This is a genomic window from Rhodopseudomonas sp. BR0G17, assembly GCF_010907025.1.
Taxonomy (GTDB): Bacteria; Pseudomonadota; Alphaproteobacteria; order Rhizobiales; family Xanthobacteraceae; genus Rhodopseudomonas; species Rhodopseudomonas palustris_H.
The window spans coordinates 1-23,272 of the sequence record NZ_QUML01000024.1; the positions used below are offsets into that span (position 1 = coordinate 1).

At 62.9% G+C, this 23,272-nt stretch carries 22 protein-coding genes and 1 tRNA gene; 8 read left to right on the forward strand and 15 right to left on the reverse strand.

What is annotated here, in order from left to right:
• On the forward strand, window positions 1-677 hold a 677-nt coding region (locus DY467_RS17570; RefSeq protein WP_164637847.1), incomplete at its 5' end, for a GlxA family transcriptional regulator.
• 152 nt (window positions 678-829) lie between these two features.
• Window positions 830-1,051 (forward strand): hypothetical protein, encoded by a 222-nt coding sequence (locus DY467_RS17575; protein ID WP_164637849.1) that lies wholly within the window; start codon window positions 830-832, stop codon window positions 1,049-1,051.
• 20 nt (window positions 1,052-1,071) lie between these two features.
• Here DY467_RS17575 and modB read toward each other — a convergent pair whose 3' ends face one another.
• Window positions 1,072-1,767, reverse strand: a complete 696-nt coding sequence (gene modB / locus DY467_RS17580; RefSeq protein ID WP_164637857.1) for a molybdate ABC transporter permease subunit — start codon at window positions 1,765-1,767, stop codon at window positions 1,072-1,074.
• A gap of 6 nt (window positions 1,768-1,773) precedes the next feature.
• Window positions 1,774-2,472: a molybdate ABC transporter substrate-binding protein gene (gene modA, locus DY467_RS17585; protein ID WP_246701569.1), complete on the reverse strand. Its 699-nt coding sequence runs from the start codon at window positions 2,470-2,472 to the stop codon at window positions 1,774-1,776.
• A 129-nt stretch (window positions 2,473-2,601) separates the two neighbouring features.
• Here modA and DY467_RS17590 point away from each other — a divergent pair, with 129 nt between their 5' ends.
• Window positions 2,602-3,546: an ABC transporter ATP-binding protein gene (locus tag DY467_RS17590; RefSeq protein WP_164637861.1), complete on the forward strand. Its 945-nt coding sequence runs from the start codon at window positions 2,602-2,604 to the stop codon at window positions 3,544-3,546.
• 303 nt (window positions 3,547-3,849) lie between these two features.
• Here DY467_RS17590 and DY467_RS17595 read toward each other — a convergent pair whose 3' ends face one another.
• The 10 genes from DY467_RS17595 to DY467_RS17640 all read right to left on the reverse strand — a co-directional run bounded on the left by DY467_RS17595 (window position 3,850) and on the right by DY467_RS17640 (window position 13,958).
• Window positions 3,850-4,611: an SDR family NAD(P)-dependent oxidoreductase gene (locus DY467_RS17595; RefSeq protein WP_164637863.1), complete on the reverse strand. Its 762-nt coding sequence runs from the start codon at window positions 4,609-4,611 to the stop codon at window positions 3,850-3,852.
• 15 nt (window positions 4,612-4,626) lie between these two features.
• On the reverse strand, window positions 4,627-6,366 hold the full coding sequence (locus DY467_RS17600) for a nitrilase-related carbon-nitrogen hydrolase (RefSeq protein ID WP_164637865.1): 1,740 nt from the start codon (window positions 6,364-6,366) through the stop codon (window positions 4,627-4,629).
• Between the two features lie 14 nt (window positions 6,367-6,380).
• Window positions 6,381-7,370 (reverse strand): acetamidase/formamidase family protein, encoded by a 990-nt coding sequence (locus tag DY467_RS17605; RefSeq protein ID WP_107346574.1) that lies wholly within the window; start codon window positions 7,368-7,370, stop codon window positions 6,381-6,383.
• Between the two features lie 25 nt (window positions 7,371-7,395).
• Window positions 7,396-8,109, reverse strand: coding sequence for an ABC transporter ATP-binding protein (locus DY467_RS17610; RefSeq protein WP_164637866.1), 714 nt, complete (start codon window positions 8,107-8,109; stop codon window positions 7,396-7,398).
• Complete coding sequence (locus DY467_RS17615; RefSeq protein WP_011157964.1) at window positions 8,102-8,824, reverse strand: ABC transporter ATP-binding protein; 723 nt, start codon at window positions 8,822-8,824, stop codon at window positions 8,102-8,104. Before DY467_RS17615 ends, DY467_RS17610 begins: the two co-directional genes overlap by 8 nt.
• Entirely contained in the window at window positions 8,824-9,888 is a 1,065-nt protein-coding gene (locus tag DY467_RS17620) for a branched-chain amino acid ABC transporter permease (protein ID WP_164637868.1), read from the reverse strand. The genes DY467_RS17615 and DY467_RS17620 overlap by 1 nt, the downstream gene beginning before the upstream one ends.
• Before the next feature lie 11 nt (window positions 9,889-9,899).
• Window positions 9,900-10,772: an ABC transporter permease subunit gene (locus DY467_RS17625; RefSeq protein WP_107344338.1), complete on the reverse strand. Its 873-nt coding sequence runs from the start codon at window positions 10,770-10,772 to the stop codon at window positions 9,900-9,902.
• A 116-nt stretch (window positions 10,773-10,888) separates the two neighbouring features.
• Entirely contained in the window at window positions 10,889-12,127 is a 1,239-nt protein-coding gene (locus DY467_RS17630; RefSeq protein ID WP_164637871.1) for an urea ABC transporter substrate-binding protein, read from the reverse strand.
• Between the two features lie 11 nt (window positions 12,128-12,138).
• Window positions 12,139-12,804 carry an ANTAR domain-containing response regulator gene (locus DY467_RS17635; RefSeq protein ID WP_164637873.1) on the reverse strand — a complete coding sequence of 222 codons (666 nt, stop codon included), beginning with the start codon at window positions 12,802-12,804 and terminating at the stop codon, window positions 12,139-12,141.
• Entirely contained in the window at window positions 12,801-13,958 is a 1,158-nt protein-coding gene (locus DY467_RS17640) for a transporter substrate-binding domain-containing protein (RefSeq protein WP_164637875.1), read from the reverse strand. The genes DY467_RS17635 and DY467_RS17640 overlap by 4 nt, the downstream gene beginning before the upstream one ends.
• 395 nt (window positions 13,959-14,353) lie before the next feature.
• Here DY467_RS17640 and DY467_RS17645 point away from each other — a divergent pair, with 395 nt between their 5' ends.
• Window positions 14,354-14,689 carry a GrlR family regulatory protein gene (locus DY467_RS17645; RefSeq protein WP_107344334.1) on the forward strand — a complete coding sequence of 112 codons (336 nt, stop codon included), beginning with the start codon at window positions 14,354-14,356 and terminating at the stop codon, window positions 14,687-14,689.
• A 495-nt stretch (window positions 14,690-15,184) separates the two neighbouring features.
• Here the strand turns inward: DY467_RS17645 and draG are convergent, their stop codons facing one another.
• The 3 genes from draG to DY467_RS17660 all read right to left on the reverse strand — a co-directional run bounded on the left by draG (window position 15,185) and on the right by DY467_RS17660 (window position 18,035).
• The gene (draG, locus tag DY467_RS17650; RefSeq protein ID WP_164637876.1) at window positions 15,185-16,075 is read right to left on the reverse strand and encodes an ADP-ribosyl-[dinitrogen reductase] hydrolase; all 891 of its coding nucleotides are present in this window, start codon (window positions 16,073-16,075) and stop codon (window positions 15,185-15,187) included.
• 11 nt (window positions 16,076-16,086) lie between these two features.
• The gene (locus tag DY467_RS17655) at window positions 16,087-16,845 is read right to left on the reverse strand and encodes an NAD(+)--dinitrogen-reductase ADP-D-ribosyltransferase (RefSeq protein ID WP_205502504.1); all 759 of its coding nucleotides are present in this window, start codon (window positions 16,843-16,845) and stop codon (window positions 16,087-16,089) included.
• Between the two features lie 185 nt (window positions 16,846-17,030).
• Window positions 17,031-18,035 (reverse strand): AraC family transcriptional regulator, encoded by a 1,005-nt coding sequence (locus tag DY467_RS17660; RefSeq protein ID WP_164637880.1) that lies wholly within the window; start codon window positions 18,033-18,035, stop codon window positions 17,031-17,033.
• A gap of 300 nt (window positions 18,036-18,335) precedes the next feature.
• Between DY467_RS17660 and DY467_RS17665 the strand changes: the two genes are divergently transcribed.
• The 4 genes from DY467_RS17665 to DY467_RS17680 all read left to right on the forward strand — a co-directional run bounded on the left by DY467_RS17665 (window position 18,336) and on the right by DY467_RS17680 (window position 23,232).
• Window positions 18,336-18,425 (forward strand) — tRNA-Ser (locus DY467_RS17665).
• 511 nt (window positions 18,426-18,936) lie between these two features.
• A complete protein-coding gene (locus DY467_RS17670) occupies window positions 18,937-20,919 on the forward strand; it encodes an ATP-binding protein (RefSeq protein ID WP_164637882.1) in 1,983 nt (660 codons plus the stop codon).
• A gap of 183 nt (window positions 20,920-21,102) precedes the next feature.
• Window positions 21,103-22,593 (forward strand): gamma-glutamylcyclotransferase family protein, encoded by a 1,491-nt coding sequence (locus DY467_RS17675; protein ID WP_164637884.1) that lies wholly within the window; start codon window positions 21,103-21,105, stop codon window positions 22,591-22,593.
• A 378-nt stretch (window positions 22,594-22,971) separates the two neighbouring features.
• Complete coding sequence (locus tag DY467_RS17680; RefSeq protein ID WP_164637886.1) at window positions 22,972-23,232, forward strand: hypothetical protein; 261 nt, start codon at window positions 22,972-22,974, stop codon at window positions 23,230-23,232.
• The last annotated feature ends 40 nt before the right edge of the window (window positions 23,233-23,272 follow it).

The following is a 23,272-nucleotide window of genomic DNA, read 5'->3' on the forward strand; positions in this document are numbered from 1 at the left end:
GCACGTTCCTGCTCGCCGCGACCGGCGTACTGGCAGGCCGCGTCGCCACCACCCACTGGTCCTATGCCGAAGCACTCGCCGAGCGGTTCGCAGACATCCGCGTCGACACCGACAAGCTGATCATCGACGACGGCGACATCATCACCGCCGGCGGCATGATGGCGTGGACCGATATGGGCCTCACTTTGATCGAGCGGCTGCTCGGCCCGACGACGATGATCGAGACCGCGCGCAGCTTCATCATCGATCCGCCCGGCCGCGACCAGCGCGCCTACAGCGTGTTCTTGCCGCGGCTCCGGCACGGCGACGCCGCGATCCTCAAGGTGCAGCATTGGCTACAGCGGATCGATCTGCCGGAGGTGACCGTCGCGGCAATGGCCGAGCATGCCCGGCTCGAACCCCGCACGTTTCAGCGCCGGTTTCAACGCGCCACCGGGTTCGCGCCGCTGGCGTATTGCCAGAACCTGCGGATCGGCCGCGCCCGCGTGATGCTGGAAAGCACGACGCTGCCGATCGACCAGATCGCCTGGCAATGCGGATACAAGGATCCCAAATCGTTTCGCAAGGTGTTCGCCAAGATCGCCGGCCTGTCACCGGGGCAGTATCGGCAAAGGTTTTCTGCGGCACGCCAGGAGCCCACGCCGCGCCAGCGCAACGTGCCGGCACATGCGGGGTGAACATCGCTGCCCCGCTCGCCCGCCGTTGGATCAAATGATAGGATTAGGCCTGTCAGTTCCGCCTACAGTCCCGAGTCGTTCCGTGTCGGGAACAGTAGAGAACATGGGACGTCGCAGCCGCCAGGGCGCAGCTCCGTCCGTCAGGAGGTCCATTGCCCTACCGAGCCTTTCTCGCCCGCATCCGGCAGTTCTTCGACGGCCCGGATGAGCACCTCGATCTGATCGCCGACGGTCTCGCCGGCGGCCGGTTGCGTCAGCCTGCGACGCCGATGACCGATCAGGAACTGGCAGAGGCGATCCGCGAGTTCAAGAAAGCGCCGCCATCGGCCGACTCGCTGAAGAATCTGGAGGCCAAGCTGTCGCGCGAGGATTAGTCCTCCTCCCGCAGTGCCGCTCAATGCGGGATCGGTCGCGATGCCCGCCGCAGCACCGCAAACACCATCAGCGATACCAAGCCGAGCAGCGCCGACAGCACCGCCGCGCGGCCGTACTCACCGTTGAACACCGCGTTGTAGACCTCGAGCGAGATCGTGTTGGTCTTGCCGACGATGTTGCCGCCGAGCATCAAAGTGATGCCGACCTCGCCGAGCGACCGCGCGGTCCCGAGCACCAAGCCGGCGACGATCGCACCGCGGATGTTCGGCAGGATCACGAACAGGAACGTCTCGAATTCGTTGCGGCCGAGCGTCCGCGATGCCTCGCCGAGGCTTCGGGACACGCTGGCGATCGCCGCCTCGATCGGCTTCACCACCAGCGGCAGGCCGGCGATCACCGAGGCCAGCAGGACGCCCTCCACCGAGAACACGAAGCTGAAGCCGAAGCTGGCGTCGAGCCACTGCCCGACCGGGCTGCGGCGTCCGAGCAGCAGCAACAGAAAGAAGCCGAGCGCGATCGGCGGAAACACCAGCGGGATCGTCACCACCGCGTCGAGCACGGTGCGGCCCGGCCACGATCGCTGCGCCAGCGCCCAGCCGAGCAGCGTGCCGAGCACGATGTGCAGCACCAGCGTTGCTGCGGCGATCTTCAGCGACAGCAGCGCGGGCGCGATCAGCGCCGGATCGCGTAGCGCCTCGATCGCAGCAGCCAGCATCGCGGCCTACAGCCCGTAGCGCTGCAGGATGGTGCGAGCCTGCTCGGTGCCGAGGAATTGCACGAAACCCTCGGCCGCCTTCGTGGCCGGGGCCCGCACGCCGCAGACGATCTCGGCCGGATCGTACAGCTTGCTGTCGACCGCGACATAGCCGCCGATGTTGCCCGCTGCGCCGATCGCATCGGTGGCGTTGATGAAGCCGGCATCGACCTCGCCGCTGGCGACGTAGCTCGTTACCTGCGGCACGGTGGCGACCGGCACCAGGCGGGCATCGATCGTTGCGGCCAGCCCACTGCGCTCGAGAACCTGCCGGCCGGCCTTGCCATAGACGGCGCTAGCCTGATCCGGAATGCCGATCCGCTTGAACTCGGGGGCCGCCAGATCTTCCGGCTTCGCGAGCGTCAGGCCCTTGCGGTAAGCGATCACCAGCCGGCCAAGGCCGAGCGGCGCGATCAGCGCAAAGCCGAGATCCTTGGCCTTTTCCAAAACAGTCTTGTCGCCGCACACCAGAGCAATCTGCGTGCTTTCGCGCGCCTGCGTCAGCACCTGCCCCATGTGGCCGTAAACCTGCAGAAGCTTGTCACCCGACTGCTTTTCATAGGCAGCGGCCAGTTCGACGATCGGCCGCCGATAGCCTGCACCCGCGGCCAGCGTCGTTTCGTCCGCAAATGTCGGCGCCGCGAACGACACCAGAGCCACAGCCATCACCGCCGATCTGATCGACCACACCATTCCAAACCCCTCGCCCTTGCATCCGCTCGCCGACCTCTGGCTAGCAGAGACAGCGATCGTTGTATATTTCACTATACAACGATCTCGCTGGGCAGACAGGCAATGGAGAATGGGACGGACGACATCGCGCTCCGCGTCCGGACACCGCTGAGCGGGCCGGCGGGACCGTTCTGGCTCGACGTCGACTTGAGGATCGCGCCGGGATCGCTGGTGGCGATCCCCGGTCCCTCGGGTGCCGGCAAAACCACCCTGCTCAGGGCCGCGGCGGGGCTGACGCGACCGGCAGAGGCCCGCATCCGCGTCGGCCGAACGCTGTGGAGCGACAGCGCGGCGCGCGTGAACCTACCGACGCGAAAGCGCTCGATCGGACTGGTTTTTCAGGACTACGCGCTGTTTCCTAACATGACGGTGCGCGGCAACGTCGACTATGCGATCGGATCACGGGCCCATCGCAATGAGGTCGACGAGCTGCTGCAACTGGTCGAGCTTGAGGGGCTGGCCGACGCCATGCCGGACCGGCTGTCGGGCGGACAGAAGCAGAGGCTGGCGCTGATCCGCGCGCTCGCGCGTCGGCCGTCATTGCTGATGCTGGACGAGCCGCTGTCGGCGCTGGATCCGGCGATGCGGCGCAAGCTGCAGGACGATCTGCTCCGGCTGCATCGCCGCTTCGGCACCACCACCCTGCTGGTCAGCCACGACGCATCCGAGATCCTTCGCCTCGCCGACCGCGTCGTCCGGCTCGAGCACGGCCGCGTAGTGTTCGACGGCAGGCCAGCGGAGTCGCTGGTCGCCGCGCTGGGCCGCGATCCATTTGTCGTCACCGGCATCTACCTCGGCGAGCGCGACGCGAGCGGCGTCTGCACGGTGCTGGTCGACGGCCGCAAGTTGGGGCTCCGCTTGTCCGAAGCAAGCGGGCTCGGCATTGGCGATCCGGTAACACTATGGATCGATCAGGCCGTGGTACAGCGCTCCTCGCCGGCGCCTGATGAGCAGCTCAAGGCTTATCCGGCTTCGGCGGTTGCCGCGGCTAAGCTTCCTCGCACTTGACGACGATCTTAAACACACCGCCGCATTGCGGGCACGCGTAGTCGCGAAGCTCGTAGCCTTCCACAAGTGGGCGCGCGCGCAACAATTCCGTCGCAGATCGACAGACCGCGCAGTTACTGCTGCTACTCGACACCGCGGCCCCCACCACCCGAACCGCGGCTGTATAGCCTGATCCACACGCCGCGTCGCAACTGATCAGCACACGGCGCCTCGTTATTTGGGCGCGCTCACCCCGCAACGGTATTTGGTAACAGCATCATTCCATGAGGCAGAATGAAATAGCTCAGCATGACGTGCAGCACCTCAGAACTGCACGCCCCGGGTGAGCGCGCCGTCGACCACCACATTGGTGCCGGTGATGAAGCTGGCGGCACGGCTGGCGAGAAACACCACGGCGTTCGCCATCTCCTGCGGCGTGCCCATCCGGCCGGTCGGGTTGAGCGCGAGCGCGGTGTTGTAGAGATCGGGGTTGCCGTTCTTGATCTGCTCCCAGACGCCGCCCTCGAAGTACGTATTGCCGGGCGAGACCGTGTTGGCACGGATGCCCTTGCCGGCGAGCTGATAGGCCAAACCCTGGGTGTAGTGAATGATCGCCGCCTTGAAGGTGCCGTAGGGCCCGGCGGCAAAATCGATCTCCCGCCCCGACACGCTGGAGACGGTGACGATCGCCGGCTGCTGGCTCTGTTCGAGAAACGGCATCGCGGCATCGACCAGCCGCACCGTGCCCATCATGTCGGTGGAAAAGCCCTTCGCCCAGCTCTCTTCGTCCGAGCCGATCGCCAGCGCGCTGACATTGGCGACCACCACATCGATGCCGCCGAGCTTGGCCGCCATGTCGGCAACCCACGCCTTCATGCCCGGGCCATCGGAGACGTCGACGGCACTGCCGAACGCCGACACGCCGTTCGCCTTCAGCGCAGCGACCGCGCTCTCGACCTCGGCCGCATTGCGCGCACATAGACCGACATGCGCACCTTCCGCCGCGAAGGTCTCGGCGATCGCGCGGCCGATACCTTTGGTGCCGCCGGTGACGAGTACCTTGGCGCCTTTCAATCCCAGATCCATGCTCGCTCCCTTTGGTTAGTAGTTGCCGGCCACAGCCTGCACCAGCGGCCGATAGCTGTGCGGCATCCGCATCGCGACCAGATCCTTTCGCCGCACCACGTTGGTCGGATACACGCTGTCGAGATTGGAGGTGTCGATCGTCGCGGTGGCGACGCCCTCCTCGCTCCCGATCAGCGCCTCACGGCGCGGAAATTCGAACGTATCAGGCCCGAACACGCCGCTCAGCCCCGGATAGCCGCGCGCCATATCCGCCACATTGGCGAACGCGAAGAACACGTTGTTTTCGCCGGCGCGGACGCGGAAGTGATGCCAGTGATGCGGATCGGCACCGGTCGGGATCGGCGCCGGCTGTTGGACGCTGGTGCCGGCATGCGGCGTGCTGAACCGCGTCGCAATCGCTGCCGGGCACGCGATGATGTCGCAGCCGCGCAGCGCCAGCACGCGGCCGGCTTCGGGAAACATCGCATCGTGGCCGATCAGCAGACCGACGCGGCCGAGCGGCGTATCAGTCACCACCAAGCTGTCGCCGGGCTGTGCCCAGCTCCGCTCATCTTCGGTCAGATGAGTCTTGCGATAGGTCGTGAGCCTGCCGTCCGGCGCGACCAGCACCGCGCTGTTATACAGAATTTCGCCGTCGCGCTCGGCGAGACCGCAGACGAGATACAGCGACAGCTCGCCCGCGAGTGCCGCAAGCCGGTCGGTAGCGGCGCACGGCACAGAGATAGCAAGCCTCTTCGGATCATCAAACCCGGTCAGGCTAAGCTCGGGAAACACCACCATCTCGGCGCCGTCCGCTCCCGCCTGGCGCGCCAGCGTCTCGATCCGATCGAGATTGGCATTGACGTCGCCACTCGGGGCGAACTGCGCAGCGCTGAGCTTGGACCGCTTGCCCTTCGGCCACGCCTCGTGTCCGTACAGCCCGAAGAAGTCGTACGGATTCCAGCTGAAGGTGCCGGTCAGCAGTTCGGGATATAGCTCCGGCCGCCGCTGCCGGAACACCGCCTCGCCGCCGATCCTCCGCGCCCGCGCCGCTTCCAGGTCGATGTCGGCGAAGGCAACACCATCGCCGCCATCGATCACCGCAGCGATGCCGCCATCCGGCGCGATCACGCAGCTTCCGCCGGAGAATTGCACGGTGCGCTCCAGCCCCCAGCGGTTGCTCTCGATCACGTAGCACGAATTCTCGAACGCACGGCTGATCCAGTATGGCGCCGGGGTCCGCTCCGCCAGCCAATTGGAGATGTGGCAGATGATGTCGGCGCCGCCGAGCGCCATCAGCCGCGCGGTCTCGACGAAATGGATGTCCATACAGATCAGCAGCGCGATCCGCCCGATCGGCGTGTCGAACACCTGATTGTGCAGATCACCCGCGGCCGACCATTTCGGCTCGGAGATATAGGGATGCGTCTTGCGGTGACGCCCGATCAATCCCTCCGGGCCGATCAGGACGGCGGAATTGTAATAGATGCCGTCCTCATCGACTTCCGGAAGGCCGACGACGATGTAGCAATCGTGCTTGCGCGCCAGTTCGGCGAACCGCGCCGTGGTCGCCCCCGGGATCGGCTCGACGAACGGCGCCACCTCGGCGCGGTCGTACCAGCAATAGCCGGTGGTGCCCATCTCCGGGGTGACGATCAGTTTGGCGCCTCCCACCGCCGCCTCCTCGCACAGCTCGAGCAGGCGCGCGATGTTGCGCTCCTTCTCGGCCATGATCGGCTCGAACTGGACGGTAGCGACCTTCAGCAATTGCGACATCGCCGTCGCTCCCCTCACACCAGGAACGACTTCTTGATCGACGCGCCGAGCGTGTACTTCGGATCGACCATGTTGCCGAGCCGGACGCGGCCGGCCTGCGTCAGCAACATATAGGCGTCGATTTCGTCGAAGCCGTAATCCGCCGCCATCCAACGGCACAGCTCGCGATAGGCGATGCGGGCGGCATCCTCCATCGGCCGCGCCGAACCGATCGTCATGATGAAGTCCTTGGTCTCCAGCCGCGGCCAATGGATCGGCCAGCCCTTGATCAGATCGATCTGCACCGTTGTCACGGTCGGATGCTCGATCGCAACGCCGCACAGTTCGCCGTCGCCCTGTGCGGCATGGCAATCGCCGAGATACAACAGAGCGCCTGCGGTATTGACCGGCAGATAGATGATGGCGCCGACACCGACATCGGGCAGATCCATGTTGCCGCCGTAGTAGTCCGGAACCAGCGACGAGATCGCTTCGATCTCCGGCGAGGTCCCAATCGTGCCGATGAAAGGCTCATACGGCAGCGTAATCTTGTCATTCCATTTGGTGCCGTGCTCGGCGGTGATTTCGAGCTTCTTGACTCGCTCCGGCAGCGGCGGATTGAGCAGCGCGGTGTTGCCGGTGCCGACAAGGCCGCCGAACTCGGGCATCACCACCGTCGTGCCCCGCGGCTGCGGGCCGCGCGGCACGATGCTCTCGATGTACACCGCCAGCGTGTCGCCCTTCTCGGCGCCATTGACCCAGATCGGGCCGTTCTGCGGATTGAGGAACGGGAAGTTCAGGATCTTCGACGGAACGTCGGTCTCGCTCTTGATCGCGCCTTCAAACGCATCATGCGTTTCGGCCGCCACCACCGCGCCGGGATCGACGGTCAGGACCTTGTCGAAATAAGGTCCATAGACGTAGTGATACTTGCCCTGCTGCGCCTCGGTGAGCGTGTGGGTCGCGCCACGAACGCCCTTGGCGACGCCCTTGCGCGCCATGATCGATTCAGTCTGCCAGGCCATGTTGGTCTCCTTGGTTGAAATCAGCTCACACCGCGAGGTGGCGGCGCATTTCGGCCTCGTCGTCGAGCGCGGCGCGGTCGAGGTCGGCAACGATCCGGCCCTTGTCCATGACGTAGCAGCGCTGCGCCATCGCCCGGATCATGTCGAGGTTCTGCTCGACCAGGATGATGGTGACGCCGGTTTTGGCGTTCAGCGCGACCATGTCGCGGGCGATATCCTGGACGATGTTCGGCTGAATGCCCTCGGACGGTTCGTCGAGCAGGATCAGTTCGGGATCCGCCACCAGCACCCGGCCGATCGCAAGCTGCTGCTGCTGCCCCCCGGACATCGTGCCGGCCCGCTGGCTCCAACGCTCGCCGAGGATCGGAAACGTCTCGATCACCTCGCGGCGCTGCTGCTCGGTGAGCCGGCCCTTGATCGAGGCGCCGACCGCGATGTTCTCGGCGACGCTGAGCCGCGGAAACACGTCACGGCCCTGCGGCACGTAGCCGATGCCGAGCCGCGCGCGCTTGAACGCCGGCAAATGCTCGATGGCATCGCCGCGGAACACGATCGAGCCGTCCATCGCCGGGATCAGCCCGATCAGGCTCTTCATCAGCGTCGATTTGCCGACGCCGTTGCGGCCGATCACCGCGATGATCTCGCCTTCCCGGACCTCGATCTCGAGGCCTTGTAGCACCGGCTTGCCGCCATAGCCGGCCCGCAGTCCCACAGTGTTGAGGATGACTTCCTTACGCATGGTGATGAGCCTGCCCGAGATAGATCGCCGCGACCCGCTCGTCGGCGACGATGTCGTCGATCGAGCCCTGTGCGAACACTTGACCGAGATGCAGCACGGTCACGCGCTGCGCGACCTGGCGGACGAACGCCATGTCGTGCTCGATCGCCAGCACCGTCATGCCTCCGGCATTGAGCCGCTTGACCATCTCGCCGGTCTGGAACGTCTCTTCCGGTGACATCCCCGCGGTCGGCTCATCGAGCAGCAGCATCCGCGGCTTCAGGCTGGTCGCCATACCGATCTCCAGCCACTGCTTCTGACCGTGGCTGAGATTGCCCGCGGTCTGCTTCTGCTCGGCTTCGAGGCCGAGAAACGCCAGCAACCGATCGATCTCCTGATCGAGCTCGGCGCCGTGCCGCGTCCGCTGCAGCGCGATCTCGAGGTTCTGACGCACCGACAGCCCCTTGAACACGCCGGGCACCTGAAACTTCACCGAGAGCCCGCGCGCGATCCGCGCGAACGACTTGAGCGCCGTGATGTTCTCGCCCGCGAAGAAGATCTCACCGGAGCCGGGCGCGTATTCGCCGAGGATCAGCCGGAACAGCGTGCTCTTGCCGGCACCGTTGGGGCCGATCAGGCAGTGGATCTCGCCAGTCTCGAACGACAGGTTCACCTGATTGGTGACGTGCAGGCCGCCGAAATGCTTGTTCAGGCCGCGGAGTTGCAGCAGCGCCATCAGTTCCGTCCTCCCTTGGCGCGGGCGACGAGCCGGCCGATCACGTTCATTGCTCCCAGCACCAGGCCATTCGGCGCAATCAACACGGTGAGCACCAGCAGAAGCCCCATCACCACCAGTGCGTATTGGCTGCCGTAGATCGTCAGGGCTTGGAAACCGGCGAGCACCACCAGCGTGCCGACCAGCGTCGAGGTCAGATCACTGCGCCCCCCGACCGCGACCCAGATCAGCGGCAGCGCCGCCGACGTCATGCCCATGCTCGATGGCGTGATGTACTGGCCCCAGGCGGTGTAAAGCACGCCCGACAGGCCGGCGAGCCCAGCGCCGATCACGAAGTTGATGAGCTGATACTTGCGGATGTCGTAGCCGAGCATTTCGGCGCGCTCCGGATTCTCCCGGATCGCCACGATGACGTTGCCGAACGAGGAGTTCACCAGGATGCGCAGGCCGAGATAAACAACAACCACCAGCGCCAGGACGAGGTAGTACAACCCGACATCGGCGAACAGCACGATCGGCCCGTCGAACCAGGGGATGGTGATCGGCGGCATTCCGCTCATGCCGTTGAAGCCGTTCAGCCGCGCCGCGCCGATCCGCCATTCCGGTCCGGCGGTCTGGGCCATGAAGCGCTCCAGCATCAAGGTCACGGCGAGCGTGACGATGCCGAGGAACACGCCTTCGATCCGGCCGAAGAACATGAAGTAGCCGAGCAGCAGCGCCACCACCGCGGCGATCGCGATCGCTGCCAGCACCGCGACCAGCGTGAAACCGTACGCCGCGCCGAAGTTCAGCGTCAGGATGCCGTAGCTGTAGCCCGCGATGCCGAAGAATGCGGTCTGGCCGAATGACAGCGCACCGCCGTAGCCCCAGATCAGGCAAAGGCTCAGCGCAATGAACACCCAGACAAAGAAGTACGCGGTGTTGCCGACGGTGTAGCCGTCGCTGAACATCGGATAGGCGAGCGCGCCGAGCAATGCCAGCACGAACACCGACCAGAACAGCTTGCCGCGACCTTTGGTCTGCGGGCCTTCGAGCCGGCGGAAGAGAGAGATCAATCCGTTCACCCTCGCCTCCCTCAGGTCCGTTCGCGCAGCAGGAAGCCGGAGATGCCTTTCGGCAGTACCCGGACCACAATGATCACCGCGACCAAGAGGCCGATCTGGCCGAACAACTGGCCCTGCCAGGAGGTCATCGCCGACTTCACCACCGCGAGGACCGCAGCAGCCGGCGCAGTGCCGAGAAACACATCGGCGCCGCCGATCACCACGGTGACGAACGCCTCCATCAGGAAGGTCGCGCCCATCGTCGGCACCAGCGTCATGGTCGGCGCGTAGAGCCCGCCGGCAAGCCCGGCGAGGCCGGCACCGCAGGCAAAGGTCAGGCTGTAGATCCAGCGGGTGTCGACGCCGAGCGCATCCGCCATATGCGGCACTTGGATTGTGGCGCGCGCCTTCACGCCGAACGAGGTCCAATTGAACAGCGCGTACAGTGATCCGAGCACGCCGAGCGCAGCCAGGAACAGCACGATCCGATAGATCGAATACGAATAGGCGCCGACCTGAAAGCTGCCGAACGGCGTGCCGACGCCGGCCATGGTCGAGCCGATCACGATGAGCGTGCCTTGGGTGGCAATCAGGCTGAGGCCCCAGGTCGCCACGATGGTGTCGAGCGGACGTTCATACAGATGCCGCACCACCACGAACTCGACCAGCATGCCCACCACCGCGGACACCAGCGCACCGGCCAGGATGGCGAGCGGCAGCGGCAATCCGGCGTGCACGGCGGTGGCGGTGACATAGGCACCGCACATGATGAACTCGCCGTGGGCGAGATTGATGACCCCCATCATGCCGAAGATGACGGCGAGCCCGCAGGCCGACAGCACCAGGAAGGCGAAGGCGTCGGCGAATTGATACAGCGCCGCGAAGGCGAAGGTAGCGATGTCCATCTGACGTCCAGCAAGGTGGGCGTGGAAGGCCGCAGCTCCGGCGGCCCGACGAAAGTCCGTTGGAGGCAGAGCAGCCGCTCCGGCGCGTCAGGGTGCGCCGGAGCGGGCCGCCGCACTTACTTGGGCGGCGGGTTCGACGGCGTGTATTGCGCCATCGGATCCTTCTTGGTCAGGTCACAGCCGGCCTCGCCAAGCCAATACGGCTTGATGTCCGGCCAGACTTTCGGGAAGTCGATCGAGTGATCGGCATTGACGTGCGCCAGATAGATGGTGTGCGACATGTGCTGGCTCTTCGGGTCAATGCAGACCTTGCCTTCCGGCGCATCCATGCAGACGTCACCCTGCGCGATCACCTTGCGGATCTCGTCGCGATTGGTCGACTTCGCCCGCTCCACCATCTGCTTGTAGAGATACACCGCAAGGTAGGAGTTCTCGGCCTCCTGATTGACGTACGGCTCGTTCGGGAACTTGGCCTTGAATTTGGCCAGGAACGCCTTGCTCTGCGGCGAGTCGATCTCCTCGATGTAATTGGTGGTGACGTACATGTCCTTCAGGCTCGGCGGCTTGAAGCGCTTGTGCTCGTAGCCCTGCCCGACGTTGACAGAGGACGCCATCGGCAGGTTGACGTTGGCAGAAGCAGCCTGTTCGTAATACGAAGCCTGCGCGGTGCCGACCAGCAACGTCACCACGAAGTCCGGCTTGGCCTTCTGGATGTTCTGGATGCTCTGCGAGAACTGCGAGACGCCGAGCGGGATGAACTCCTCGCCGGCCATTTCGCCGCCGTGCAGCTTGACGATGTTGCGCACCCACTCGGCCGAGATCTGGCCGAAATTGTAGTCGGCGGCGAGCGTGTAGACCTTCTTGCCGTACTTCTCCATCATCCAGGGGATCAGCGTCGAGAATTGCTGCTCGGGCACCGCACCGGTAACGATCATGTGGCCGTCGCAGACGCCGCCTTCATACTGATTGTTGTAGAAGGCGAGACCGTTAAGCTGATCGACGATCGGCCGATAGGCTTCGCGTGAGGCCGAGGAGAAGCCGGCGAACACCGCGTCCGCTTTGTCCCGCTGCAGCACCCGGCGCATGAATTCCTGATAGCGGGTGTTGTCGGACTGGGTGTCGTACACCACCAGTTCGAGCGGCCGGCCCATGATGCCGCCGGCCTTGTTGATCTCGTCGGCGGCGAGCTGGATGGCGTGGACCTTGCCGATCGTCGCCACCGCGAAATCGCCCGATTGATCCTCGAGCACACCGAGCTTAATCGGCTTCTCCGCGGCGAACGCCGCCCCTGACGCGAGGACAAGCGTCCCCGTGAGGACTGCGGCATGCAGTCCCCGTAATACAGTTCCGGTCATGTTGCTGTCTCCTACATCGCTCGTTTGTCGCCACGGTGCAGCGGCGGAGTGCCGGTGTGGCCAGTCGAATCGGGCGGCCTCGCCCGTCGGCTCAGCAGATCCTCGCAGTAACTCTCCAGGCTCTGCCTCACGCGCATGCTCTCCCGGCGGATCTGGTCGTAAGCGCCGTCTTCGTCGAGGCCGCTGTCCCGCATCCGCTGGACCACGGCGCGCAGCACGGCCCTGCGGCCGCGACGGCGCTCCTCGAGCGTCTGCAGGCGCTCCTGCATCCCGCCACGCAGGAGAAATTGGTTGATGCCCATGAACAGCGCCGAGTACACGGCGCCGCCGTGCACCGGCTTGCGCAGGAACGCGGTGGCACCGAGATTGACCAGTGCCTTCAGCCGGCTCGGCGCCTCGACGCCGACCAGCCCGATCACCGGCACCGGCGGCAGCTGCGACAGCGGATTGAGCTCGATCGCCAGGACACCGTCGAGATCGCCGTCGACGAACAGCATGTCGCGATCAGGCACCAGCGAAGTAAGGTCAACCTGAGCCCGTCCGTCGACGATCGCGGCGATCTCGCAGCTGACGCCGAGCTTGGCCAGCGTCGGCTCCAGCGCGCCTTCCCTGCCCGTGCGCTCCATCACCACGAGCGCGCGGCCGCCCTTGAAGTTCTGAACCGGTCGGAAGGTCATGACTTCACCAGCCTCAACAATGGAGAACGCATAGCGGCGGCGAACCGCGGCGAGGTTTGCACCAGATACGGATCGGGCGCGATCGGCTCAGGCGCTTCGAGCAGCACTTCGAATTGACCCGCCGCCGTCGAACGTCCGATCCGCGGCGTCAGCCAGGCGTGATAGGTCTGCGGATCGATCCGCACCTCCCCCTGGGGAGCGATCAGGCGCTGATCGGCGACCGCCGCGCGCACCGCGCTCGCTTCATCGGTGCCGGCCTGCTGCAGAGCGGCGGCGAGCAGCTTGACCGCGATGTAGCAGGCTTCCGCATCCGCCGACGTCGGCGGCGCATCCGGAAACTTCGTCGCGTAAGCCTGGGTGAAGGCATCGTTGGCGGCGCCTGCCAGCGAAGCGAAATACACGCTCGACGACAGATGCCCGTCGACCGCTTCGGCGCCGATTTCGGAAAGCTCCGGCTCGGCCAGGGTGCAGCTCGCCACCGGAATCTCGGCAGCCTGATCGATGCCGCGCGCCCGGCAGGCCGCACGAAACGCACGGAAGAAGGCGTAGGCGCTGGTACCGATCAGATTGTTGAACACGAAATCCGGGCGCTGCTCCAGGATCGCCGCGACGGCGCGATCGACGTCTGTGTCCCCGACCGCAAGATAGCGCTCCGCCAGCACCGCGCCGCCGCGCGCGATCAGCGCTTCGCGGAAGATCCGGTTGTTCTCCCACGCCCAGATGTAGTTCGAGCCGATACAGAACGCGCGCTTGCCGTGCTTGGCGGCAAGAAAATCGACCAACGGCAGCACGTGCTGGTTCGGCGAGGCGCCGGTATAGATGACGTTGTCGGAGCTCTCGAAGCCTTCATAGTGCGACGGGTACCACAACAGGCCATCGTGCTTCTCAAAGCACGGAATCACCTCTTTGCGGCTCGACGACGTGTAGCAGCCGATCACCTGCCGGACGCCGGAGGCCAGCAGCTCGTGAGCCAGCGCGCGATACTGCGACAGGTCGCCGCCGGGATTGACGATGACCGGCTCGATCTCCGGCCCGTTCCCGCTGGTCGCCACCTCGCTGAGCCCGAGCATCGCGCCATTGAGCATGGTGCGCCCGACCGCCCCGTAGGAGCCGGTCGTGGAGAACATCACACCGATGCGCAGCCGCTTCGTCATGCTCGTGTCCAAAAACAAAAAGCGCCCACCGGCTGTCGAGCCGAGGGCGCTTTCGCCACCAACCAAACGCGCATCGATCAGCGCGGTGTCGGAAATGGTTCAAAACTCTTTGCGTCTCAGGGCTTAGTTGCCCAACGCTTGACGATTACGGTCGTCGAGTTCGTAGTTCAAGTCAAGCGCATTGTTGATGCGAAACCTGCCGCTTTTACCGCCTTTGTGCAGCAATTTGATGCACCGCGATCGACCGCTCGTAGGCGACTTCGCGTGCGATCAGAACGCCCTCGCCGCACCGCCTCGCCTAAGCTCCCGCAGCATTTTTCAACTCCAGATGCATCCACCGCTTCTCTTACTAAACCTGGAGTGGTAGAGCACCCGCGGCGATCGCAGGGGTGGATATGACCGATCATCTACGAGGGTTCTACAAGGCCGAGTTCGAGACGGCGCGAAAGAAGTCGCACGGCGTGATCTTTCTCCACGACGGCAAGATCCAGGGCGGCGACTCCACATTCCTGTATTCCGGCGCCTATTCGGAGAAGGGACTGACAGTGAGCGGGAATCTGCGCGGGGTACGCTACTCGTCAGATCATTCGCGGCTGTCGGTGTTCGGGATCGAGCCGTTCGAAATCATCTTCGATGGCGTCGCCAAGGATGGCTACGTCACGATCGAAGGCTACGCCCACGAGACACCCGGCCTTCCGATGAAGGCCATTTTGACCCGCGTCGACGATTGAGCTTGTTTGAACCGAGACATTTAGCGCGCCACCGCTGGTAATTATTAACGGCCGAAATCCCGACATGCCATTCCGCTTGGTATCGGTGTAGTTATTTCTGCCGCTCAGCGGCGTTTGTTCAACGTCCGCTAACGCTCCAAAGTACGAGCGCCTGCCCTTCCAACCAGTTGTTAAGTGGTGCCGGCCGAGGCTGCTCCCGCGACGACGCCAGCGGCGTCCGCGGCACAACAAAAACAAGGGTGGCAGTCATGGCATCATTCGCACAGGCGTTTCGCACCGACGACATCGATACACACGGCGCGCTGTACTGGAGCATCTACGATTTCATCCACCAATTCGTCGCGCTGCTGGAGATCGAACAGCACTGATCATAGCTGGGATCGATCCTGCAAACGGGATGATCTTGCGACGTCACTCGTCCAGATCGATCCGTCGCGAGAGAGGCTCCGCAGAGCGTGGGGCCTTTCCCATGTGCGGCACCATCCAGGCGATCCGCTACCCAGGCGCGGCCGCCGCCAGTTCCAATAGCTTCGGCACCTGACCGCGGATGGCCGTGACCGTCTCGCGGTCGAGCCGATCGAGCCAACGCTTCGGGATTGCGGCGAGGCCATAGGTGGCGCCGGCGAGCATTCCGGCGAGTGCGCCGGTGGTGTCGGCATCGTCGCCCTGATTGACGGTGGCGATCAGGCAATCGGCAAAGCTGCCGGTCGCGAAATAGTAGTGCAGCACGGTCCGCAGAGTGTCGACCACATAGGCGGTAGCGGGACCGCGATACGGCGTGAAACCAAAAATGCGGTGGGCGTGCACCAGATCGTCGGCGATGACGCGGGCGGCGCTTTGCCCCTGCCCCGCCAGCAGTGACTGCAACATCTTGACCAGCGCGAGCGCCGCCGCATCCGACAACGGATGATGATGCGTAATATGCGCTTGCGCGATGGTCCAGGCATTGGCCTGCTCCGGACGACCGGAGGTGGCGAGCGCTAGCGGCAGGATCCGCATCGCGGCGCCGTTGCCGGCGTCGCCTTCGAAATACGCCCCCTGCATCTCCCCGGTTGTGATGTAACGGCGGATGCCGCGGCGGCAGGTGCTGCCGACATCGACGGGGCCGGTCTTCAGCCAGGCGGCGAATTCGTCGCAGAGATCAGACAGCTCGAGGCCGCCGCAGCGGATCAGCGAGCGGCCGAGCGCGAGCGCCATCTCGGTGTCGTCGGTGACCTGCCCAGGCTTCAGCCGCAGCCAGCCACCGCCGATGATGTCCTTGTGCACGCCGTAGCGCGCCGCAATCTCCGACTTGGTCATGAACTCGACGGTGGCGCCGAGCGCGTCGCCGATCGCGAAGCCCAGATAGGCGGCGAGCGCGCGGTCTTGCAAGCTCGGCGAGGTCATGGCGCGCCCTTTCAGAAGTAGCTCGCGGTGACGCGATAGTCGCCGCCGATCACCAGATACTCACCCTCACCCTTCAGCGGATGGGCGGCCAACAGCCGATTGAAGAACAGGATCTTCGCCACCGGCACCCGCACCGTCAGGATGGTGTCGCCGAAGCAATCGGCGATACCCCGGTCGGAGGTGAACGAGGTCAGGTTGTTAAGGCGGATGATGCAGTGGCGCTTGTCGAGCCGCTCGACGATCTGATGCTCATCGAAGCCGTTGACGCCGCGATACAGCGTCACATGAGTGCTGCCGGTGGCGGCGAAATGCGTCAAAGCCCACTGGCAGAATTCATAGAGAAGATCGAGCTGGACGAAGATCGCGTTGTTGTGGAAGCGGCTCGACATCTTCTGTTCGACATAGACGGTCCACACCGGACTGGCGATCCGCCGGATCGGCTCCTTGTGAAAGGTCGGAAACAGCCCGAACCGGCTTTCGACCCAGCCCTTCAGCACCGCGCCCTCGGCGCCGTTGCTGTCGAAGCCCCAGCCCTTGATCAGATCGAGGTAGGACGAACGGAAACGGCGGCGGCCGTCGCGGCCGCGGACGCGCTGCTCGGCGTCGATCCCGAACAGCGCCGTCATGTAACAGGCGAACGCCTCGCCGGCTTCGGCGAGGTCGCGTGCTTGCCCCAGCATCTCGAACAGGCTGGGATTCATCTCGCGCACGCCGGCGATGTGAAGCGGCACCGGCGCGTCGTTGAAGCCGACGCCGGTGAGAAACCGCATCGGCACCCCGACGAGGTTACTGGAATGCCCGATGCTGCCGTCTTCGCTCACCTGGCCGGCTCTGCCGCTCCTGCGCCCGCCCGCGGCGCGCCCCGATCGTCCTGACGCCACATGGTTAGCGAAGACGACGCCACCTGCCTATGCGCAACTCGACGGAGCAGCCCAAGCGGCGGCCGCAGCGCCGGTCAGCGCCGACGTGCCAGCGTTTCCGAGGGCAGCTCGCCGTGGCGGCGGCGATAGTCGTTGGCGAAATGGCCGAGATTGGTGAAGCCGCAGGCGAATGCCACGGAGGTGACCGAGCGGGACGGATCCCCCGACAGCAGCATCTCGCGCGCCTTGTTCAGCCGCACCGCCTTGGCGAACGCCATCGGCGAATAACCGCGGTGCTTCTGAAAGGCCTTGAACAAGCTGCGGACGCCGACATTGGTCACCGCCGCCAGATCGACGATGGTGATCGCCCTATTCCAGGACGCCTCGATGAAATCTTCAGCGACGCGGACGTAATCGGGAGCAGTATCCCGGGCGTCGCGGTCGAGCTGGCTGCTGTAATTGTGCCGGGTCACGCTCAGAAACGACACCACCAGCGCTTGCTGCATCTCCCGCAGCATGAACGGCGGCATGGCCGGAGCAGCCGGATCGACGTGGCGGGCGACATACAGAGCGAGATCGCGCAGTGCCGACGCGCCACGATCATCGCAGGACAGATGCGGCGCGAAGGTGAGCTTGCCGCGTGGCTTGACGCCGAGCAACGCCTCCAGCGTGGCTGTCAGCGTCGAAGTGGTGATCCGAAGGATCATCTGCTGGTAGTCGGGGCCGAATTCGAGCCGTGACGGTGTACCGGCCGACGATACGCACCAATGCTCGGGATCGACATCGACGCTGGACGAGCCGGACGAGGTCCGGCTGCTGCCGCGTAGCGCGATCTGCACCCGGGCGAAGTCCGTCTCGTCGAACTCGGCCACCGCCGGCGCCGCATAAGCGCAGAAGCCGAGCCCTACGCCCTCTAGCCCAACATAGCTGCCGAATCCCTCGAACCCCTCCGCCTCCGCCACAAAATCCCGCGCCCCATAGACCGACAGCATCGCCTCGCGCATCGCTTCAGGGTCGCGGGTGTGAACCACAGGGGCACGATTGAGCGGATGATCGATCGGCTCGGCGTTCGGACGAACGTCAAAGTCGGGCTTACGCATTCCAACAAACTCACTTCCCGGGGAAACCTCGGCCCCGCGGCAAGAGACCAATTGATTAACCCTAATCCGCCCTTATCCACGGCACCGCTCAGGACCGGTACGGAACTGCTCGCAGAGCGCACCGCTTTAACCAAAGTCGGACATAGCGCCGGTCTGATCGTTGCCGTCGGCTTTCAAAAGGCGTTCAGGCAAGCCGTTGACCCCGCCAGGCAATCCACCCTAAACAAGCGCAGCGGACGCCGTCGCAACCGCTGGCCGGCGACCTCGATCCCGCCTTGCCGTGACGACGGCTCCCGGTCCGGAAGGGTGGCCGAGTGGTTTAAGGCACCGGTCTTGAAAACCGGCGTGCCCTCACGGGTACCGTGGGTTCGAATCCCACCCCTTCCGCCATAAACCGTTGATTGTATTTTGCAAAATCTGTTGACGGGCGAAGCGCCGTTTTACAACTATACGGCGAAAGCGCGTTTCAACCTGCAACAATGCTGCAACAACTTTTCTTGTTGCAGGGCGGCACCCGATGGCTCCCACGAATTCTCAGGCCGCGGCAAGCGAAAATGCCCGGAAACGCTGGGAATCAGAACGTCGGTTGACCGGCGTCGCCTAAGCTCGACCGCTGCGCCGAGCCCGAACGGGCTCGGTGGCTGCGCTCTCGCGCATTTCGGCTGGCCGAGCGGCACGAACGACTAGTCACTAAGCCGCGGCCCCAAAAACTATTCGAGAACGGCGCATGACGGCCGGGACCCGTGGCCCGGCCGAAAGCCGCGAAGGATCGTTTTTGGGAAGGCGAAAGAAACAGCGTTCGAGATCGGTGACCTGAAGCACCGCATCTCCGGGATGAGCTCGCATTGCCCCAGTGCGGTCATTCGATATACTGCGTGCACTCACGTGGGGGCTGTAACTTATGGATGCAATTGTCGGAACCAGTACCAACTGGCGGAACGATCCGGCTGGAAGAATCAGCAACATATCTTTGGCTCCCAACCAGAAGAACTCCCTATTTCCGCTCTTCGAAGCGATCATGAACTCGATTCAGGCGATCGAGGAGCGCTTCGGTCGCGACCAAATTTCGTCCGGGCATGTACGTGTTACGGTCATCCGATCTGGCGACGGAGACTGCATCGGGTTCACGGTTAGCGACAACGGAATCGGATTCAATCAGCAAAACCTCGATTCTTTCATCAAAATGGACTCGCAAAAGAAGGCGTCCATAGGCGGCAAAGGTGTCGGGCGGCTTCTATGGTTGAAAGTGGCCGACTCTGTTCGAATTGAAAGCATCTTCTCCGACGCAGAGGCTGTAAGTCGCGTGACTTTCGACTTCTGCCTCGACGATCCCATCCGAAACCTTGAGTACTCTACTGGCGCGGCGGCCGAACATATCGGAACGAGCATCGATCTGTTTCCCTATAAGGACGCTTACGCGAGATCGATCCCGAGAAAGGCCGCTACGATCGCGAGCCGCGTGCTCGCCCATTTCATCAGCTATTTCGTGAACATAAGTCAGCCAAAAATCGAGATTGTCGATGGCGATAACAACATTGATCTTTTCGATCAGTTCACGTCGGTCACTGAACGCGATCAAGACTTCAGATTTCCACTGACTCTCTCGGAAGGGGAGTTTGAGTTTGTCTGCCATTGCTTTCTTCTTCCCAAGTCGATTTCAGATGATGAGAAGAGCACGAACGCCTTGTATCTGGGCGCCAACGGTCGGGCGGTTAGACGTTACGAGTTGGATGCCGTGCTGGGTATGACAGCAATTGACGGCAAGTATGCTTATCTCAGTTACGTTGAGTCGGAGATTTTGAACGATACGGCCAATGACACCCGCACTGAATTTTCGCTCTCCGACGATGATCTCGAATTAATCGTCAACGCTGCCAAGGTGAAAGCTAGGGAATTTTTGGCTCCGGAGATCACCGAAATTCGGAAACGGCAGGAAAAAGTTGTCGCCTCCTTGAGGGTCGAACATCCTCGATTTCTCAGTGTTGCGCGTGACAGTAAGGAATTCGCAGACAATCTCCATCTTTCCATGCAGAAGGAAGAGGACGTATTCGTCGAATTGTCACGGCAATCGCTTCGGCAATACAAACGGCGCAAAAATGCATTCCTGACGTCCGTTAAGAAGAAATTGCCGGATATCACGGCCAAGGCACAAGAATATGTGGCCGGACTTCAGAGTGAGTCGGTCTCCTCGCTGGCCGAGTACGTCATGAAGCGCAAGATGATCCTGGAAGTGTTCGAGGAAAGCCTCAAATACACTGACATCGAGGCCAAACTTTCGGACTACGAAGACGTTGTGCATGACATCGTGTGCCCGTTGAGATCGACATCAGAGGAACTTGATTATGAAGATCACAACCTCTGGATAGTCGATGACCGTCTTGCCTTCTTCTCATATTTCAATTCCGACAAGCAAATGAAGGCGCAAATCGCCAACCCTCCCAACCCCAATGATCGTCCCGATATCTCGGTGTTCGACATCAGCCTCGGATTTCAGAATATCGACCAGTCGCAGCCGATCACGATCATTGAGTTCAAGCGTCCCAAAAGGGATGATTACACCCTTGAGAAAAATCCAATCACTCAGGTACGAAAATACGTCGAGGATATGCGGAAGTCCGGCGAGGCCATCAAATACGATGGCACTCCGCTGCGGCAGATCGCTGACACCACCCCGTTTGTCTGCCACATCATCGCCGACGTCACGCCGTCGCTCCGGACTGTCATGAAGGCATTGGGACCGTTTCACCAGAAAGTTGGATCTGGCACTTGGTACCGCTGGGACGACGCCTTCAGCATCTTCATTGAGATATCGTCCTTCAAGGACGTGCTGGATTCGGCCAAGCTTCGAAACAAGGCATTCTTCGAAAAAATCGGGCTAATGTAGCGCGCTTACTCATCTGGGACGCCCGCTTTCGAGGCCGACGCGGACGCGCGACCCAACTTCAGGGATATCGCCTTGTGGACCCAAAGCTGACATCCCGCACTGCCCTGCCAGATTTTGGAAGCTCTGCGAGATCGTCTATTGTTGAGACTTTAGCTACCCCTTTGCAAGCGCAGTGTGACGATCATGTTGAAAGCTACCGAAGAGGAGATCGAGGAGGTCCGAGAATACTTTGAATGGCAAGCGCCCGACCTCGAAGTGACCTTCATGCAGAAGGTCTACTCGGAGTCCGTGGGGAACACCCGCCACGACGTATGGGACATCCACACCAACAAAGATCGCTGGTGGGTCATCACCGGCGGCACGAACCTCTACTCTCAGGAGCAATTCCCAAGTATGGACCTTGCCCTGACCTTCCATATTGGCCTGATCATCCGAATCCCGCGCACGGAAGAACAACGGGAGGATGATCTACGCATCCTTCCGTTCGGTCGGGTCTTCGAGAAGATGGAGGAAGCTGGCACTGCCCTGACACAGGCTCAAAGCCTCTCTGATTATCAGGCTGTTGGCGTCCGCTGCCGAGAGGCGCTACTCGAACTGATCGGCGTCGCGCAGGACTCGGCAATGTGGACCGACAAACCGCCGCAGCGTGCAAACTTCCGCGCATGGACGGAAATCATCTGCAACGATCTTCTGCCGGGTGACACTAACAAAGAGCGTCGCGGAGCCGTTAAAAGTGCGCTGGAGTCCGCATGGACGTTTTCTAACTGGCTGACGCATTCAAAGTCCGCCTCCTGGCTTGATGCTGACATGGCGCACGCATTGATCCAGCTTGCCGTCGGGATGGCGGCTCGATTGATTATTCGCGCGTTACGCGGTGTACCTGAGGAGTGCCCGAACTGCGGCCTGCCGCATCTCGAGCCAGAGCACGCAGAAAACACTGCAGCGCCAGGCGTACTCTGGGAACGACCACACTGCGCTGATTGCGGATGGACCGGCAGGCCCGTCCCAATCCTCGACCTTGAGGATGGACAGCCCATTATCACTCGCGAAGGCGGAAAGTCCGAAGAGCATAGCATTATGAGAGTGCCGCTGCGCGGGATCGTTAGGCCGGGCGATCCGCCGATCGAGCCGCTAAAGAAGACAGAAACCGGACCACCGGAGCCGGTCGTCTATTTTGCCTACGGTTCTAACATGTCGACCGCCCGGCTGCGCAAGCGCATGCCAAGCTGCGAGCCGCTCGGTGTTGCTACGCTGCCCGGTCATTCGCTTCGTTTCCATAAACGCAGCAGGGACAAGTCTGGGAAATGCAACGCATTTGCCAGCGGCAACGATAACAGAGTGATCGGGGTCCTATTCAGTTTCGATCCGGCCGAGCGTGCCAAGCTAGATCAGGTCGAAGGCGTAGGCAGCGGCTACGAGCACGCGATCGTCACCGTCATCAATGAGAAAGGTCGCAGGCGAAAGGTCCTTACCTATCTCGCCTCCCCCGAATACATCGATGACAACCTCAAACCCTACGGCTGGTACAAGGACTTTGTCCTCGACGGTGCTAGGGAACACGGCCTGCCGACCGAGTATATTGAAGAATATATCCAGTCGATTCAAACGATCGACGATCCCAACAAGACACGCGACATGAAGCAGCAGGGCACGCTCGGAAGTCCCGGGCAGTGAGACTACGATTTCGGTGCAAGTTGCTGGTCCAGACTGCGGACCTATGCCCGCGGCCACTGCGGCCGAGATGAAATCGCAACGATTGCGAACGTGTCCGTTCCGGAAGGGTTAGACATCCTTCCGTATCTTCCCCGAAAACGTCGATCGGGTCGTGAGACCAGAACGCCGGTTGACGGTCGCGAGGGCCGCCTATGCTCGTCCCGCCCGTCGAGCCGCGCAGCGCTCGACGGCTGCGCTCTTGCGCAGTAGGCGGCGGCGAGCGGCCCGACCGGCCGTCACTGAGCCGCGAGGCTCCATGTCTATGCGGGAGCGTGGTGGACGCCGCAGGCGTCCAGGTGCGGGACCCGTGGCCCGCACCGTGCCACGCGGAGCATCGACGTGGAGCAAGGCGAAGGAAACCGCGTTCGAAGTTTCCGGAATGACGAAAACGCCCGGATCTATTGCCTTTTCCTCATTCCGGGAAATCCGACATCGCAATATGACGATAATCATATACTGTCGGCGGGTCGTCCGGACGGCATCTACTCTCCGGAATTTTTATTTCCCATAGAAACACTGGCGGTTTTGCGCGTTAAGCGCACCGGCATCGTCGCGGGCGTTTGTGCCATGCGAGAAATCACCTCACCATTGAATGATTAACCCCCGGGTCTTCGTGCCTGCAAGCACTCGCCGGGGGTCA

What these genes read in the sequence shown, in the direction of transcription:
- modA (WP_246701569.1), bottom strand. Translation starts at nt 2,472, where the DNA reads ATGGCTGTGGCTCTGGTGTCGTTCGCGGCGCCGACATTTGCGGACGAA.
- DY467_RS17630 (WP_164637871.1), bottom strand. Translation starts at nt 12,127, where the DNA reads ATGACCGGAACTGTATTACGGGGACTGCATGCCGCAGTCCTCACGGGG.
- DY467_RS17605 (WP_107346574.1), bottom strand. Translation starts at nt 7,370, where the DNA reads ATGGCCTGGCAGACTGAATCGATCATGGCGCGCAAGGGCGTCGCCAAG.
- DY467_RS17625 (WP_107344338.1), bottom strand. Translation starts at nt 10,772, where the DNA reads ATGGACATCGCTACCTTCGCCTTCGCGGCGCTGTATCAATTCGCCGAC.
- DY467_RS17615 (WP_011157964.1), bottom strand. Translation starts at nt 8,824, where the DNA reads ATGGCGCTGCTGCAACTCCGCGGCCTGAACAAGCATTTCGGCGGCCTG.
- DY467_RS17610 (WP_164637866.1), bottom strand. Translation starts at nt 8,109, where the DNA reads ATGCGTAAGGAAGTCATCCTCAACACTGTGGGACTGCGGGCCGGCTAT.
- DY467_RS17645 (WP_107344334.1), top strand. Translation starts at nt 14,354, where the DNA reads ATGACCGATCATCTACGAGGGTTCTACAAGGCCGAGTTCGAGACGGCG.
- DY467_RS17655 (WP_205502504.1), bottom strand. Translation starts at nt 16,845, where the DNA reads ATGCGGTTTCTCACCGGCGTCGGCTTCAACGACGCGCCGGTGCCGCTT.
- DY467_RS17675 (WP_164637884.1), top strand. Translation starts at nt 21,103, where the DNA reads ATGTTGAAAGCTACCGAAGAGGAGATCGAGGAGGTCCGAGAATACTTT.
- modB (WP_164637857.1), bottom strand. Translation starts at nt 1,767, where the DNA reads ATGCTGGCTGCTGCGATCGAGGCGCTACGCGATCCGGCGCTGATCGCG.
- DY467_RS17640 (WP_164637875.1), bottom strand. Translation starts at nt 13,958, where the DNA reads ATGACGAAGCGGCTGCGCATCGGTGTGATGTTCTCCACGACCGGCTCC.
- DY467_RS17635 (WP_164637873.1), bottom strand. Translation starts at nt 12,804, where the DNA reads ATGACCTTCCGACCGGTTCAGAACTTCAAGGGCGGCCGCGCGCTCGTG.
- DY467_RS17670 (WP_164637882.1), top strand. Translation starts at nt 18,937, where the DNA reads ATGGATGCAATTGTCGGAACCAGTACCAACTGGCGGAACGATCCGGCT.
- DY467_RS17595 (WP_164637863.1), bottom strand. Translation starts at nt 4,611, where the DNA reads ATGGATCTGGGATTGAAAGGCGCCAAGGTACTCGTCACCGGCGGCACC.
- draG (WP_164637876.1), bottom strand. Translation starts at nt 16,075, where the DNA reads ATGACCTCGCCGAGCTTGCAAGACCGCGCGCTCGCCGCCTATCTGGGC.
- DY467_RS17660 (WP_164637880.1), bottom strand. Translation starts at nt 18,035, where the DNA reads ATGCGTAAGCCCGACTTTGACGTTCGTCCGAACGCCGAGCCGATCGAT.
- DY467_RS17600 (WP_164637865.1), bottom strand. Translation starts at nt 6,366, where the DNA reads ATGTCGCAATTGCTGAAGGTCGCTACCGTCCAGTTCGAGCCGATCATG.
- DY467_RS17590 (WP_164637861.1), top strand. Translation starts at nt 2,602, where the DNA reads ATGGAGAATGGGACGGACGACATCGCGCTCCGCGTCCGGACACCGCTG.